Here is a 14,527-nt window from a genome sequence, read left to right on the forward strand (position 1 = left end):
CCTACGCCCTATGGACAGGATACATTCAAGGTCAACAGGCTTCCGAGTGAATGGCATAGGGGAAAGGTGACCTGGTCTGGAAGTGCGAGGTTCTACGAGGGTTTGAGTTTGCCTTCTTCCTTTGTTCCAGGTGGAGTAGGGTTTGCAGGAGTACTTCCTTCAACATCAGTTGATCCGAAATTGAGTACATCCTCGGCGACGCCTTCGGTAGATGTTAGATTTCAAGTGGAATGGCCTTGATGAATTATTCGGGTATTGGAGGGATGTATGGAAGTGTTTGCACTTTTTTTTGTTCTTAGTGTTGCATTCGCAGGAGGTGGCCAGGACGTCAACCGAAGTGTCACTTCATCAATTTATGAGATAAAAGCGCAGCCTACCGCCGATAGAAGGGCTTTGGGTATGCGTGCCTTGTTCGAATATATTTCGGGTCTCGGGAAGGAGGATGTTAATAAAGTAAGCAGCTCGACAGCGCGCGAGATCGCTTCACTTTTAGATGTTGATGGCGATGTGGGGCGGTTTTACGCATCGAAGACATTGGCAGTGCTTGGGTGCCATTCTCGAGTGGCGCTGCCTCTTCTCCATGATGCAATTAAAAAAACAGAACCCATTGAGTCCAACTTGGGGCCGCTGGTTCTTGCACCAGCAGTAAGCCCTCGCGAAGAGATTGAAAAGGCGATCAAAGCTATAGAGGGGACATCAACGTGCGAATTGCCGCCGGAGCAGTAGGTTCCCCCCCCTGGCAGGCTGGGAAGGTGACGTGGGCGAGAGTGTGACTCAATGGCTGCGGACGTTCTGAGGGGCCAGCAGGCAATTGTCCTCCCGTGGGGTAATTGACCACAGCGAAAAGCTGCTGCTATGATGCCCAGCTACGCCGGAATAGCTCAGTTGGTAGAGCGGCGCATTCGTAATGCGTAGGTCGCAGGTTCGACTCCTGTTTCCGGCACCAGTTGTAATGAAAAGCCCCGGCCTTGGTCGGGGCTTTTTGTTTGCGCCCGCCGGTGATCATTGGATGGTCACCTCACTGAAGGCTGCAAGCCTTCATCAACGTCTCGTCATCCCCGCATCCCGTGCCAGCCACCACGCCAGCTGCCGGAGATAACCACCTGCTGCTCCCGCCGATGCGGCGATCAGCAGGCGTGCGAGCACTCTGGTTCCGCGCGCGGCCCGCTCCCGCACCCAAGGCAGGACCGCCACCACCTGCGCACCCAGCAACAGCATCAGCACGTCCAGCCCCAGCGCATCCACCACCGGCAACAACGGCAGCAGATCCGGATTGCAGGCCAGCACGATCACCAGTGCAGCACCCAGCACGGCCATCAGGCGGCGCCCGGCGGGCAGGGTGGTCCAGTGCAGCAGTCGGCTGATCAAGCGCATGGCATTCCCTGTGTCACGTGTGCAAGTCCTCATCAGGCCCGATCGGCCGCACCGGCTGCCGCAGCACGGGTTTCAACCGCGCTGCGTCGGTCCTGCGCGGGTCGCTCAGGTAGATCTCATGATGGGGGCCGGCAAAGGTGTATCCCAGTGCGGGCATCACTTCGTCATGCAGCTGCGCCAGGATGGGACCTTCGTCGTCGTAGGCGCCCACGTGCAAGGTCTGCAGGCTGGGGCCCTCGGCAAGGAGTTCATGGCGAAGGCTGGGCGGAGCCTCTCCCAGCTTCGTGCGCGCCTTGCTGATCGCGGCCTGCCACTGTGCAGGGCCGATGCCCTCGGGCGTGCGGATCATTACGATCCAGGCCCACTCATCCTTGCGCCGCGCGGCGAAGCTGGCCGGGTCCTCGGCGCTCCACAGCGCTTCCAGCGGTGGCACCACGTAGTCCTGGCCCTTGGCCTTCAGCGCGAACTTCAGTGCATAGCTCACCGAATACAGCCACTGCACGGCCTGCAGGTAGGCGGGGGCCGTGTTCGGGTCGCCGCGACCATCGACCATCACGTAGGGCATGGGCGGTACATCCACGCGTACGAACCTGCCGGCGGGCGGTTGATAGAGCGCCCGGTCGCGCTTCCTGAAGTCGATCTTGTCCACGGGCCTTCCTCCTGCGCCGAGCATCCCACGCCAGGCACCCGCCAGCACGCCTGAACAGGTTCAGATGACTTTGCCGAACGAGGGCGGACCACCTGCCAGCACCTGATGCCAGGATGCCGCCCGCAGGCGTCCTGCCGGCCGCGCCTGCGCGGTGCGACAACGTGTCGCAGCCAGAATCGGGCCTTTCCTGCGCTCGATCATTGTCAATGCCTTTCTTAAATGGTGGGTGACGGCCTAAAATTGAAAGGCTGACTCGACCCCACCTCCCTGCCTGTCTTCCGGACCGGTGGGACCGGCTTTGGCCGGAACAGGCAGGGACGGGGAACGGCATTCCCTCGCAATTGGATCGACCGATGATTCCGTTGAAAACCCTTGGGCGCTGGTTGCGCCCGGGCCTGCTGCTGTCGTTGCTGGTGATGCTCACCGGCTGCGATGCCGTGGCCATCCTCAGTCCGAAGGGCCAGATCGGCCAGGATGAGAAGACCCTGCTGATCACGGCCACCGTGCTCATGCTGCTGGTCGTCATCCCGGTCATCATCATGACCCTGACGTTCGCGTGGAAGTATCGCGCCTCCAACACCAAGGCCCGTTACGAGCCGAAGTGGTCCCACTCGACGGCGATCGAGGTGGTGGTGTGGTCCATTCCCTGCATGATCGTGCTGGTGCTGGCGGTCCTGACCTGGCGTTCGTCGCACGCACTGGACCCGTACCGTCCGCTGGATTCGGACGTCAAGCCGGTCACCATCGAGGCGATCTCGCTGGACTGGAAGTGGCTGTTCATCTATCCGGAAGAGAAGGTGGCGGTCGTCAACGAAATCAAGTTCCCGGTCAACACCCCGCTGAACTTCAAGATCACGTCCGATTCGGTGATGAATGCGTTCTTCATCCCGCACCTGGGCAGCATGATCTACTCGATGGCTGCGATGGAGACCAAGCTCCACCTGATCGCCAACGAGACCGGTGAATTCCCGGGCATGTCCTCGCACTACAGCGGCGCGGGCTTCGCCAAGATGCACTTCACCGCCTACTCGGTCACCGATGCCGAGTACCGCCAGTGGCTGGACCAGGTCCGCGCCGGCGAGCAGACCCTGGACAAGGCCTCGTTCAAGGCCTTGGGTGAAGCACGCAACGCCGAGTGGTATCCGGTCACTTACTTCGGCAAGACCGAAGAAGGCCTGTTCGACTGGGTCATCGCCAAGCACATGGGCGACAACAAGCATTACGGCATGAAGCACTCGCATGCTGGTGCCGCCGCTGCCGATGCCGCCACCCATGAAGCGCACGAGGGCCACGCCCCGAGTGACGCGCATGATTCCAAGGAATCGGGTGAAAACCTGGATGCCACCGAACACGAACACGCAGGCCATGCCGGCCACGCGGGTTCGGGAGAATGAACATGTTGGGAAAACTCTCTCTTGAGTCGATCCCCCACGATCCGATCGTGCTGACCACCCTGGTCGGCGCGGTTCTTGGTGGCCTGGGCGTCGTCGCCCTGATCACCAAGTTCAAGCTGTGGGGCTATCTGTGGAAGGAGTGGTTCACTTCGGTGGATCACAAGAAGATCGGCGTGATGTACCTCATCGTCGCCTTTGTCATGCTGCTGCGCGGTTTCTCCGACGCCATCATGATGCGTACCCAGCAGGCCATCGCCGTCGGTGGTTCCGAGGGTTACCTGCCGCCGCACCACTACGACCAGATCTTCACCGCCCACGGCGTGATCATGATCTTCTTCGTGGCGATGCCGCTGATCACCGGCCTGATGAACCTGGCCGTGCCGCTGCAGATCGGTGCGCGTGACGTTGCGTTCCCGTTCGTCAACTCGCTCAGCTTCTGGCTGTTCGTGGCGGGCGCGGTGCTGATCATGCTGTCGCTGTGGATCGGTGAGTTCGCTGCCACCGGCTGGCTGGCGTTCCCGCCGTTGTCGGGCATCGAATACAGTCCAAGCGTCGGCATGGACTATTACATTTGGGGTCTACAGGTGGCGGGTTTGGGTACCACGCTCAGTGGTATCAACTTCTTCATCACCATCCTCAAGATGCGCACCCCGAGCATGAAGCTGATGCAGATGCCGGTGTTCACCTGGACCGCCCTGGTGACCAACGTGCTGATCGTCGCTGCCTTCCCGGTGCTGACCATCACCCTGGTGCTGCTGACCCTGGACCGTTACCTGGGTACGCACTTCTTCACCAATGATGGTGGCGGCAACGCCATGCTGTACATCAACCTGATCTGGATCTGGGGTCACCCGGAGGTGTACATCCTGGTCCTGCCGGCGTTCGGTGTGTTCTCCGAAGTCATCGCGACCTTCTCGCGCAAGGCGCTGTTCGGCTACAAGGGCATGGTCTACGCCACCGCCTGCATCGGCGTGCTGTCGTTCATCGTGTGGCTGCACCACTTCTTCACCATGGGCTCGGGTGCCAACGTCAATGCCTTCTTTGGCATCACGACGATGATCATCTCGATCCCGACCGGCGTGAAGATCTTCAACTGGCTGTTCACCATGTTCCGCGGCCGTGTGCACTTCACCACCCCGGTGCTGTGGACCATCGGCTTCATGGTCACCTTCGTCATCGGCGGCATGACCGGCGTGATGCTGGCGATCCCGGCCATCGACTTCGTGCTGCACAACAGCCTGTTCCTGATCGCCCACTTCCACAACGTCATCATCGGCGGCGTGGTGTTCGGCATGTTCGCCGGCATCACCTACTGGTGGCCGAAGATGTTCGGCTTCCGCCTCAATGAGTTCTGGGGCAAGTGCGCGTTCTGGTGCTGGTTCATCGGCTTCTACGTGACCTTCATGCCGATGTACGTGCTGGGCTTCATGGGCATGACCCGTCGCCTGCAGAGCACGGTGAACCCGGCCTACGAGCCGTTGCTGCTGGTTGCCGCCTGCGGCGCGTTCATCGTCGGCGCCGGCATCCTGTGCCAGATCATCCAGGTGGCCGTGTCGATCCGCGACCGCAAGAAGACCGTCGACCTGACCGGCGACCCGTGGGATGCCCGTACGCTGGAGTGGGAAACCTCCTCGCCGCCGGCCTTCTACAACTTCGCGACCCTGCCGGACGTCACCGAGCTGGACGATTTCTGGGAGCGCAAGCAGCGGGGTGAAGCCTGGCCGAAGCCGGCCAAGTACACCGACATCCACATGCCGCGCAACACCGGCACGGGCGTTGTCATCGGTGCCTTCAGCCTGGTGTTCGGCTTCGCGATGATCTGGCACATCTGGTGGCTGGCCATCGTCGGCTTCGTCGGCATGATCGCCACGTTCATCTACCGCACCTTCGACCAGGACGTGGACTACTGGGTCCCGGCCGCCGAGGTGGAACGCATCGAGAACGAACACCGCAAGCACCTGGAAGCCCAGGGCCTGGTGAAGTCGGAGCTGAAGGCATGAGCACCAATACCTCGACCCTGAGCCACGGGCACGCCGCGCACGCGGCGGCCCATGGCCATGACGACCACGAGCACCACGATACCGGCGGCAACACCGTCTTCGGTTTCTGGGTGTACCTGATGAGCGACTGCCTCATCTTCGCCTCGCTGTTCGCCACCTACGTGGTGCTGGCGGGCGGTACCGATGGTGGTCCCACCGCGAAGGACCTGTTCGAGCTGCCGTTCGTGGCGTGGGAAACCGCGCTGCTGCTGACCTCGTCGCTGACCTTCGGCCTGGGCATGATTGCCATGCACCGCAAGCAGATGGGCCAGATGTACCTGTGGCTGGGCATCACCTGGCTGCTGGGCTTCGGCTTCATGTGCATGGAAGTGTGGGAGTTCCAGCACCTGATCCATCAGGGCTACGGTCCGGACCGCAGTGCCTTCCTGTCGGCGTTCTTCGCCCTGGTCGGTACCCACGGTCTGCACGTCAGCGCCGGCCTGCTGTGGCTGCTGGTGATGTTCGTGCAGCTGAAGAAGTACGGCCTGACCCCGACCAACAAGACCCGCATGGCGTGCCTGAGCCTGTTCTGGCACTTCCTGGACCTGATCTGGATCGGCGTGTTCTCCGTCGTCTACCTCAATGGAGCGCTGTAATGGCACATGACAACCATGCACACGACCACGGCACCGGCGGCGAAAGCCACGGCAGCGTGAAGTCGTACCTGATCGGCTTCGTGCTGGCGGTGGTGCTGACCGTCATCCCGTTCTGGATGGTGATGTCGGGCGATTTCTCGCGCACCGTCAACGGTGTGGTGATCGCAGTCACCGCGGTGCTGCAGATGCTGGTCCACCTGGTGTTCTTCCTGCACCTGGATCGCTCTTCGGAAAGTCGCTGGAACGTCAACGCTGCGGCCTTCACCGTCGTGGTGATCGGCATCATCGTGATCGGCACCCTGTGGGTCATGCACAACATGAACGTGCACATGATGCACTGACGTCCTCGCGACGTTGCCACACAGAAAGGCCGCCCTCGGGCGGCCTTTCTGGTTTTCCGTTGTCCGGTAGTGCCGGCCGCTGGCCGGCAATTGCGGGACGCCGGCCAGCGGCCGGCTCTACCCGTGGTTCCACCCCGTGCGTGGAGGAGACGCTCGCCTCATCCCACCCGGCGCAGGAACTCTTCGGCCTCCATCGGCCGGCCCAGATGGTAGCCCTGCAGTTGGTCGCAGCCGAGCTCGCTCAGGTACTCGCGCTGCGCCTGGGTCTCCACGCCCTCGGCCACCACCTGCAGCTGCAGGGTGCGGCCCAGCGCGATGATCGACGAGACAATGGCGGCGTCCTCGTCATTTCCTTCCAGGTCGTGCACGAACGCACGGTCGATCTTCAGTTCGGTGGCTGGCATCCGCTTGAGGTAGAGCAGGCTGGAATAGCCGGTACCGAAATCATCGATGGCGATGTGCACGCCCATTGCGGTCAGGTCGCTGAGGATCGCCAAGCTGGCATCGACGTCCTTCATCGCCGTGGTTTCAGTGATCTCCAGGGTCAGCCGTGCCGGTTCGATCCGGTGCCGCTCCAGCACCTCGCGCACGCTGTCCAGCAGTGCCGGCGAGGCAAACTGCAACGGCGAGAGATTCACTGCCATGGTCCATTCCGCATGCCCGGCATCGTGCCATGCCCGCAGTTGCGCGCAGGCCCGGTCCAGTACCCAGTCACCGATCGGCAGGATCAGACCGCTGCGTTCGGCGATCGGAATGAAGACATCCGGTGCCAGCAGCCCCAACTCCGGGTGCTGCCAGCGCAGCAGCGCCTCGGCCCCGGTGGCCGGTGCGCCCGCGGCCGGAAATTTGGGCTGGTAATGCAGGATCAGTTCGTTGCGGGCGATGGCCTTGCGCAGGTCCTGCAGCAGGCGCAGCTGGCGATTGGCACTGAGCTGCATCGAGGGGGTGAAGAAGGTGTAGCCGTTCCGCCCGGTCTCCTTGGTGTGGTACATCGCCGCATCGGCGTGCGCCATCAGCTCGCGCTCGTTGCTGGCGTCATCCGGATACAGGGCGATGCCCAGGCTGGCGCTGACCTGCAGTTCGGCCGCATCCAGCGTGAACGGCTCACCGGCGGCGGCAATGATGCGCTCGGCCACCACTACCGCATCGTCGGGAATATCGATGGCCAGCACGATCACGAACTCGTCGCCGCCGAGGCGGGCGAACGTGTCCTGCGGGCGCAGCAGGCCGCCGATGCGCTGCGCCACCGCCACCAGCAGGCGGTCGCCAAGCTGGTGGCCATAGGCATCATTGACCGCCTTGAAACCATCCAGGTCGCAGAACATCACCGCCACCGCATGATTGCGGCGCCGCGCCTTCTCGATGGCCTGCTCGATGCGGTCCTGCAGCAGCATGCGGTTGGGCAGCTGGGTCAAGGGATCATGCAGTGCCGCCTGGATCAGCTTGTCGTTGGCGTGCGCCAGCGAATCGGCCAGCAGCCCGGTGCGCACGCGCATCTGCCGGTCGAACAGCGAGGCCACGAGGGCGATGCCCAGCGTGGCCACGGTGGTGACGATCACCAGCACGGCCAGCCAGCGCGTGTCGATGCCGCCACTGCCGACGGCGCCACAGATGCTGCCTTCGGGGAAGCGCGCCGCCGCCATGCCGGTGTAATGCATGCCGACGATGGCCAGGCCCATCACCAGCGATGCGAGCACGCGCAGGAGCAGGGTGTGGCGCTGCTCGGCGCGCAGGCGGAAGGCGATCCACAGTGCGGCGCCAGCGGCACCGATGGCCACCGCGATGGAGGCGGCAAACCAGCCCGGGTGGTAGTCGATGCCGGGCTGCATGCGCATCGCAGCCATGCCCAGGTAGTGCATGGCTGCGATGCCCAGGCCCATCAGCACGGCCCCGGCCAACAGCCGGCGCCACGGCAGGGTGGGGCGCGACACCAGCCACAGCGCATAGGCGGAGGCGCCGATCGAGACCGCCAGCGAGTACAGGGTGATGCCGAGGTCGTAGCCCAGCGGAATCGGCAAATCGAAGGCAAGCATGCCGATGAAGTGCATCGACCAGATGCCCAGGCCCATCGCCGCCGCCCCCCCCGCCAGCCACCAGCGGGCCACGCGGCCCTCGGCGGTGGCCAGGCGCCCGGCCATGTCCAGCGCCGTGTACGAAGCAAGAATGGCCACCAGCAGGGAGATGATGACCAGGCTCTGACTGTAACTGCCAGTCATGTTGAATCCAGTGGGGGAGGAAGGGGGCGCCCGCAAGGCGCACGCCCGCGACCCCTATCGGCGCGGGTGGGCAGGACTTGAGCGGTCGCAGCAGCTGCGACCGGGCTCGGCTATCCTGCCACGCCTGTTCCCGTTGCTGGAAATCACCCGATGGCCAAAGCCCGCACCGCCTACGTCTGCAATGAATGCGGCGCCGAATTCAGCAAATGGCAGGGCCAGTGCACGGAGTGCAACGCCTGGAACTCGCTGTCTGAAATCGTGCTGGAGAGCGCGGCGGCGGCCAAGGCACCGGCGTCGCGGCGGGCGGGCTGGGCCGGCAAGATCGATCCGCCGAAGATCACCGCGCTGAAGGACGTGGAGCAGACCGAGCATCGCCGGGTCTCCACTGGCATCGGCGAGTTCGACCGCGTGCTGGGTGGTGGCCTGGTCGAAGGCGCGGTGGTGCTGGTGGGCGGCGACCCGGGTATCGGCAAGTCGACGCTGCTGCTGCAGGCGGTGGCGAAGATGGCGGCCGAACTGCCGGTGCTGTACGTCACCGGTGAAGAGTCGCTGGCCCAGGTGGCCGGCCGCGCGCACCGCCTGGAGCTGCCACTGGACGGGGTCAACGCGCTGGCCGAGACCGGGGTCGAGTCGATCCTGCAGCATGCCTCCAGGGCCGGGCCGCGGCTGATCGTGGCCGATTCGGTGCAGACCCTGTGGACCGAGAGCCTGACCGCTGCGCCGGGTTCGGTCAGCCAGGTGCGCGAGAGTGCGGCGCGGCTGGTGCGGTTCGCCAAGGAGACCGGCACTGCCGTGTTCCTGGTCGGCCACGTGACCAAGGAGGGTGGCATCGCCGGCCCGCGGGTGCTGGAACACATGGTCGACGCGGTGCTGTACTTCGAGGGCGAGAGCGGCAGCCGCTTCCGCCTGTTGCGCGCGTTCAAGAACCGCTTCGGTGCGGTCAACGAACTGGGTGTGTTCGCGATGGGCGACAAGGGCCTGAAGGAGGTCTCCAACCCTTCGGCGATCTTCCTCTCCGGCGGCAGCACCCACCAGCCGGGCAGCTGCGTGATGGTCACCCGCGAGGGCACACGGCCGCTGCTGGTGGAGGTACAGGCGCTGGTCGATGCATCGCCGCTGTCGAACCCGCGCCGTGTCGCGGTCGGCCTGGAGCAGAACCGCCTGGCGATGCTGCTGGCGGTGCTGCATCGCCATGGCGGCGTACTGGTCGGCGACCAGGACGTGTTCGTCAATGTGGTCGGTGGCATCCGCGTGCAGGAGACTGCCGCCGATCTGCCGGTGCTGCTGGCGGTGTTGTCGTCGCTGCAGGATCGGCCGCTGGCGGAGAAGACCATCGCCTTCGGTGAAGTGGGCCTGTCCGGCGAGATCCGCCCGGTGCCCAATGGCGAAGACCGCCTGCGCGAGGCCGCCACCCATGGTTTCAAGCGCGCCATCGTGCCCAAGGCCAATGCGCCCAAGGGCGGTTCGGTGAAAGGCATGGAGGTGATCGCGGTGGAACGCCTGTCCGAGGCCATCGACGCGGCGTGAGGCCGGCTCTACAAACGTCAATCACGGCAACGGTCAGCTTCCTTGTGCTAGTTTTTCCCGCTCGACGAAGACGCCCTCTGGCGTCTTTCCGTGCCCAGGAGTAAACGATTACATGCAGGACACCGCACTCACCGCCCCCAACGCCGAGATCCGTCGCGCCGGGGTCGATCTCAATGGATTGATGACGGTGCTGGGCAAGCACCTGTATTCCACCCCGGTGGTGGCGCTGCGTGAGCTGGTGCAGAACGCGCATGACTCGATCATCCGCCGCCGCATCGAGCAGCCCGGTGTTGACGTGCCTTCGCGCATTTCGGTGCAGGTTGATGCCGGTGCCGGCGTGCTGCGCATCACCGATACTGGGGCCGGCCTGACCCGCCAGGAGATCCACGATTACCTGGCCACCGTCGGCGTCGGCTACACCCGTGGCCTGCGCCAGGGCGGTGAGGACGATGAAGGGCTGATCGGCATGTTCGGCCTCGGCTTCCTGTCGGCCTTCGTGCTGGCGCGCCGGGTCAGTGTGCGCACCACCTCGTACCAGACGCCGGATCTGGGCCATCTGTACGTGTCCAGCAACGCCGAGCAATACACCGTCAGCGAAGTGCCTGCACGCGCGGTGGGCACTGAGGTGGAGCTGGAGCTGCATCCGGACTTCCTGCCGCTGGCCAACGAGGCGCGCCTGCATGAGGTGCTGGGCCGCTACTGCGCGTTGCTGTCCGAGCCGATCTTCATCGGTGCTGCGGGCGAGGCGCTCAATCCCGAGCCGCCGCCGTGGCGCGGCCAGGGGGAGGTCGCCGTGCATCCGGTGCAGGCGCGTCGGCAGGCGCTGCAGTTCGCCGCGCGGTTCGAGCACGATTTCGAACCGATCGTCACCGTGCCGCTGCGCGCCGATGGCAACAGCGATGCCACTGGCCTGCTGTGGGTGCAGGATGGCGCCACCTATGGCACCAGCGACAACCGCAACCTGTCGGTGTTCGTGCGTGGGATGCTGCTGGATGACGACGCGCGCGACCTGTTGCCGCCGTGGGCTGGATTCATCGGCGGAGTGATCGAATCCTCGCGGTTGACGCCCACCGCCAGCCGCGAAGACCTGCAGCGCGATGACCAGTACCGCGCGGTGCAGCATGCACTGCTGGAGGCGCTGATCGACGGCCTGGCCGACGTTGCGAAGCAGCAACCGGAAGCCTGGCGGCGCGTGCTGACCCGCCACAACGAGGCCCTGCTGGGTGCGGCACTGTGCGATGAGCGCCTGTTCGAACTGCTGATGGAGCATGTGCGGGTACCGACCTCGCAGGGCGACCTGCCGGCCAGTGCGCTGCCGGCGCGCGGTGCCGTGCATGTCATCCTCGACAACGGCGGCGGCTTTGAAGAGATGCTGTTCCGCGCGATGGGCGTACCGGTCGCGCATGGCCATCGCTACGCGGTGGTGCCGTTCCTGCGGCGCTGGGCCCAGGCCAAGGGCCTGCGCCTGGTCGAGCTCGGCACCGAGCAGGGCAACCGCGCACTGTTCCGCAGTGATGACAGCCTCGACGAGGCGCAGCTGGCGTGGCTGCGCGAACAGCTGGGCGACGGCGAGCAGCTGCTGCCCGCACGTTTCAGCCCGGAGGCGCTGCCGGTGGTGGTGGTGCCCGACCGCGAGGCCGAGCTGAAGCAGCGGCTGGAAGACGACGAGAACGACAAGCGCGTCTCGATGGCCGCGCTGCGCCTGGCGCGCCAGTTCACCGCGCGCATCGAATCACGCGCACCCTCGCGGCTCTACCTCAACCTCGACAACCCGGCGGTGCAGGCACTGCTGCGCGCCCAGCGCGAGGGCCACCCACAGGCCGAGGCTGCGGCGCGCCTGCTGCGCTCGCTGAAAGTCATCGTCGCCGCGCAGGGCCGCCCGCTGGCACGCGCGACCGCTACGCCGGGCCCGGATCTCAATGGTGCCTTCACCGATATCGCCGGTGCCCTGCAGCAGATGCTGCGCTGAGCACCGCACCCTCTCATCCAGCCTTCGCTAGACAGGAGCAATTATCCCCATGGACATCTGGAACTGGGTCGAAAAGCTGCAGGGTGACCTGCGCCAGGCCGGCCAGGCGCAGAACGCGCACCTGCTGAACCGTCTCGCCGACGAGGTCAGTGAACTGCAGATCGACCGCGTCGATGCGCTGCTGCCCGAAGCACGCGCCCTGGGCAAGGCACTGGACAACCCGTGGGTTGACGTCTATGTCGGCCACTGGGCGCTGCGCAACCGCGTCGGCAACCGCGTGGAAGGCGAGAGCGCACTCGGCGAAGCCGTAGCGCTGTTCGAGCGCGCGCACCGCGAGGACACCCTGGAATGCCCGCAGTCGATCTGCGTGACCCAGGACCTGGCCGCCTGCTATGGCAACATCGACGGCCCGGGCTGGGTGCCCGAGCGCATCGAGGTCTGCGACGAAACCCTTGGCCGCATCGATCCGAGCTGGGCCTGTTTCCAGTGCCTGAGCTGCGAGAAGGCCGATGCGCTGCTCGATGATGGCCGTGGCCAGGCGGCGCTGGATTACCTGCAGGTGCAGGCCGATGCCGTGGAAGCCTGTGGCAAGGAAGTGTTCGACAGCTTCCCGGAGATGCAGATCAAGATCCTGCTGGGCATGGGCCGTGCCGATGAGGCACTGGCGCTGATCGAAAAACGGGAGGCCGAAGTTGCCGCGTCCGGAGAGTACGAGCCGGCCAACTGCACGGTGCCGCGTCGCTTGTCCAAGGCCTGGGCGCTGGCCCAGCTGGGCCGCGACGAAGAGGCGCTGCAGCAGCTGGTGCCGTGGAGCGAGCTGACCCCGAACTACTGGCGGCTGTGGGCAAACACCGCCGCAGCCCTGTGCCAGCGTGATCCCGCGCGAAATACGTGGGATCTGGGCACGCGCTTCAACACCATCATCGAGCACTTCGCACGGGTCGGTTCGCACCGCCTGCTGATCGAAGTCGCGGCGTTGAGCCTGGAACTCGCCCTGCAGCGTGGCGCGCGCTGGGTCGCACTGCGGCAGCTGGAACTGGCCCGCACCCATCTGGCGCAGCTGCGCCAGGATCGGGGTGCTGCGGCGCTGGTGGCCGGCCTGGCCGCGCGCATCGAGGCATTGCCGGACGTCGCGCCGCTGCCGGTGCCGGCGGGCGAGCTGCTGGCATGGCTGGACGCGCAGGGCGAACAGAACCAGTCGCGCGATCCCGAGCGCGAAGCGCAGTGGTTGCTGCAGGCGCATGCCGAGCTGCCCGATGACGAGGCGCTTGCCGAGATGGCTGCCTCCGCGCTGAATGCCTGCGGCGCGCAGGCCGAGGCGCGGTCGCTGCTGTGGCGGTTCGTACGCGGCCATGTGCAGCACGATGGCCCCGCGGCCTACACGCTGATGCGCTGGCTGGCCGAACAGGGCGACGACGACGGACTGCACCAGCTGGCCGATCTCTATCGCGGCAGCGTGCCCGTGTTCGCGCACTGGTGCGAGGTGCAGCGTGCACGCCGCGTGTCCGACTGGCCGGCGCTGGAGCAGGCGGCCCGATCGCTTCTGGAGCTGTCTCCGGGCTCGCACGGCGCGCGCGGCACGCTGGCGCGCATGTACATGGAAACCGGCCGTTTCAGCGAGGCCCAGGCCTGTTATGCACAGCTGGTGGAGCTGCTGGACGAGCCCAATGCCGCGCATTGGGACCACATGAGCGCAGCCAGCGCCGCGCGCGACTGGGACGCCGTGCGCCGCTCGGCGGCGGCGCTTGGCATGGAATTGTCCAGCCAGGATGGCGTGGTCGAGGAGCCGTGGGGCTGGGTGATCATCCGCAGCGAAGAAAACGGCGAGCCGATGGAGTACTACGCCCGTCGCAGCGGTCCGGTGACCGCGCGCATCGTCGAGAACGCGCCGTCCAACCGCGCCCAGCAGGTGGGCGACTGGGTGGTGTTCGATGCCGCGCTGGTGCATCCGGCACCAGAGGAGGAGGAAGCACGCGAGCATTTCATCCCGACCTATGCGCAGGTGCATGTGCTGGAGCGCGGCGGCTTCGCCCGCAGCTGGATGATCGATGGCGCGCACCCGGGCGAAGATGCCTGGAATGCCTTCGTCGAGGCGGCCGAAGCACAGGGCTGGAAGGTGTGGTCACACAGCCGGCCGGACTACACCGTCACCGACCCCGATGTGGAAGAGGGTACGCTGCCCGGCCTGCTGTTCACCGTGGCCCAGCCGCAGGACCACGCACCGCTGGCACTGCACCGCTTCCTGCAGCAGCACACCGCGACGTGGCCGCATCCGCATTGCTGGCTGCGCCTGGCTGAAGCCTGTGACCAGGATCGCCAGCCGCATCTGGACGTGATCGAGCGTTACGGGTTGTAGGCCGGATATCGGGTAGTGCCGGCCGCTGGCCGGCAGCACCGGGAGATCCTGTATTGCCGGCCAGCG

General features: G+C 65.2%; 11 protein-coding genes and 1 tRNA gene. 9 read left to right on the top strand and 3 right to left on the bottom strand.

The features are described from left to right. Window positions 1-267: 267 nt before the first annotated feature. The gene (locus tag ACEPA4_RS05860) at window positions 268-726 is read left to right on the top strand and encodes a hypothetical protein (protein WP_164229221.1); all 459 of its coding nucleotides are present in this window, start codon (window positions 268-270) and stop codon (window positions 724-726) included. A gap of 144 nt (window positions 727-870) precedes the next feature. Then, window positions 871-946 (top strand) — tRNA-Thr (locus ACEPA4_RS05865). Window positions 947-1,041: 95 nt separating this feature from the next. On the opposite strand, the gene ACEPA4_RS05870 is transcribed toward ACEPA4_RS05865, so the two are convergent. Then, window positions 1,042-1,374: a hypothetical protein gene (locus tag ACEPA4_RS05870; RefSeq protein WP_262090001.1), complete on the bottom strand. Its 333-nt coding sequence runs from the start codon at window positions 1,372-1,374 to the stop codon at window positions 1,042-1,044. Window positions 1,375-1,387: 13 nt separating this feature from the next. Beyond that, window positions 1,388-2,023: a GyrI-like domain-containing protein gene (locus ACEPA4_RS05875; RefSeq protein ID WP_262090000.1), complete on the bottom strand. Its 636-nt coding sequence runs from the start codon at window positions 2,021-2,023 to the stop codon at window positions 1,388-1,390. 353 nt (window positions 2,024-2,376) lie between these two features. On the opposite strand from ACEPA4_RS05875, the gene cyoA reads away from it, so the two are divergent. The 4 genes from cyoA to cyoD are packed head-to-tail and all read left to right on the top strand — an operon-like array spanning window position 2,377 to window position 6,393. Next, the gene (gene cyoA, locus ACEPA4_RS05880) at window positions 2,377-3,417 is read left to right on the top strand and encodes a ubiquinol oxidase subunit II (RefSeq protein ID WP_005415723.1); all 1,041 of its coding nucleotides are present in this window, start codon (window positions 2,377-2,379) and stop codon (window positions 3,415-3,417) included. Window positions 3,418-3,419: 2 nt separating this feature from the next. Then, a complete protein-coding gene (cyoB, locus tag ACEPA4_RS05885) occupies window positions 3,420-5,417 on the top strand; it encodes a cytochrome o ubiquinol oxidase subunit I (RefSeq protein WP_065185975.1) in 1,998 nt (665 codons plus the stop codon). Continuing rightward, a complete protein-coding gene (gene cyoC / locus ACEPA4_RS05890; protein WP_005408583.1) occupies window positions 5,414-6,052 on the top strand; it encodes a cytochrome o ubiquinol oxidase subunit III in 639 nt (212 codons plus the stop codon). Before cyoB ends, cyoC begins: the two co-directional genes overlap by 4 nt. Next, a complete protein-coding gene (gene cyoD, locus ACEPA4_RS05895; protein WP_005415725.1) occupies window positions 6,052-6,393 on the top strand; it encodes a cytochrome o ubiquinol oxidase subunit IV in 342 nt (113 codons plus the stop codon). The genes cyoC and cyoD overlap by 1 nt, the downstream gene beginning before the upstream one ends. Before the next feature lie 158 nt (window positions 6,394-6,551). Here cyoD and ACEPA4_RS05900 read toward each other — a convergent pair whose 3' ends face one another. Next, a complete protein-coding gene (locus tag ACEPA4_RS05900) occupies window positions 6,552-8,609 on the bottom strand; it encodes a bifunctional diguanylate cyclase/phosphodiesterase (RefSeq protein ID WP_235646000.1) in 2,058 nt (685 codons plus the stop codon). 150 nt (window positions 8,610-8,759) lie between these two features. On the opposite strand from ACEPA4_RS05900, the gene radA reads away from it, so the two are divergent. The 3 genes from radA (at window position 8,760) to ACEPA4_RS05915 (ending at window position 14,461) form a co-directional block, all read left to right on the top strand. After that, entirely contained in the window at window positions 8,760-10,136 is a 1,377-nt protein-coding gene (gene radA, locus ACEPA4_RS05905; RefSeq protein ID WP_005408586.1) for a DNA repair protein RadA, read from the top strand. Window positions 10,137-10,248: 112 nt separating this feature from the next. Beyond that, window positions 10,249-12,105 (top strand): ATP-binding protein, encoded by a 1,857-nt coding sequence (locus ACEPA4_RS05910; protein WP_065185973.1) that lies wholly within the window; start codon window positions 10,249-10,251, stop codon window positions 12,103-12,105. A 49-nt stretch (window positions 12,106-12,154) separates the two neighbouring features. After that, the gene (locus ACEPA4_RS05915) at window positions 12,155-14,461 is read left to right on the top strand and encodes a tetratricopeptide repeat protein (RefSeq protein ID WP_262089999.1); all 2,307 of its coding nucleotides are present in this window, start codon (window positions 12,155-12,157) and stop codon (window positions 14,459-14,461) included. Window positions 14,462-14,527 lie beyond the last annotated feature (66 nt).

The sequence above is a fragment of the Stenotrophomonas sp. P2112 genome (assembly GCF_041897515.1).
GTDB lineage: Bacteria > Pseudomonadota > Gammaproteobacteria > Xanthomonadales > Xanthomonadaceae > Stenotrophomonas > Stenotrophomonas sepilia.

What these genes read in the sequence shown, in the direction of transcription:
- ACEPA4_RS05870 (WP_262090001.1), bottom strand. Translation starts at nt 1,374, where the DNA reads ATGCGCTTGATCAGCCGACTGCTGCACTGGACCACCCTGCCCGCCGGG.
- ACEPA4_RS05915 (WP_262089999.1), top strand. Translation starts at nt 12,155, where the DNA reads ATGGACATCTGGAACTGGGTCGAAAAGCTGCAGGGTGACCTGCGCCAG.
- radA (WP_005408586.1), top strand. Translation starts at nt 8,760, where the DNA reads ATGGCCAAAGCCCGCACCGCCTACGTCTGCAATGAATGCGGCGCCGAA.
- cyoC (WP_005408583.1), top strand. Translation starts at nt 5,414, where the DNA reads ATGAGCACCAATACCTCGACCCTGAGCCACGGGCACGCCGCGCACGCG.
- ACEPA4_RS05910 (WP_065185973.1), top strand. Translation starts at nt 10,249, where the DNA reads ATGCAGGACACCGCACTCACCGCCCCCAACGCCGAGATCCGTCGCGCC.
- cyoA (WP_005415723.1), top strand. Translation starts at nt 2,377, where the DNA reads ATGATTCCGTTGAAAACCCTTGGGCGCTGGTTGCGCCCGGGCCTGCTG.
- cyoD (WP_005415725.1), top strand. Translation starts at nt 6,052, where the DNA reads ATGGCACATGACAACCATGCACACGACCACGGCACCGGCGGCGAAAGC.
- ACEPA4_RS05860 (WP_164229221.1), top strand. Translation starts at nt 268, where the DNA reads ATGGAAGTGTTTGCACTTTTTTTTGTTCTTAGTGTTGCATTCGCAGGA.
- cyoB (WP_065185975.1), top strand. Translation starts at nt 3,420, where the DNA reads ATGTTGGGAAAACTCTCTCTTGAGTCGATCCCCCACGATCCGATCGTG.
- ACEPA4_RS05900 (WP_235646000.1), bottom strand. Translation starts at nt 8,609, where the DNA reads ATGACTGGCAGTTACAGTCAGAGCCTGGTCATCATCTCCCTGCTGGTG.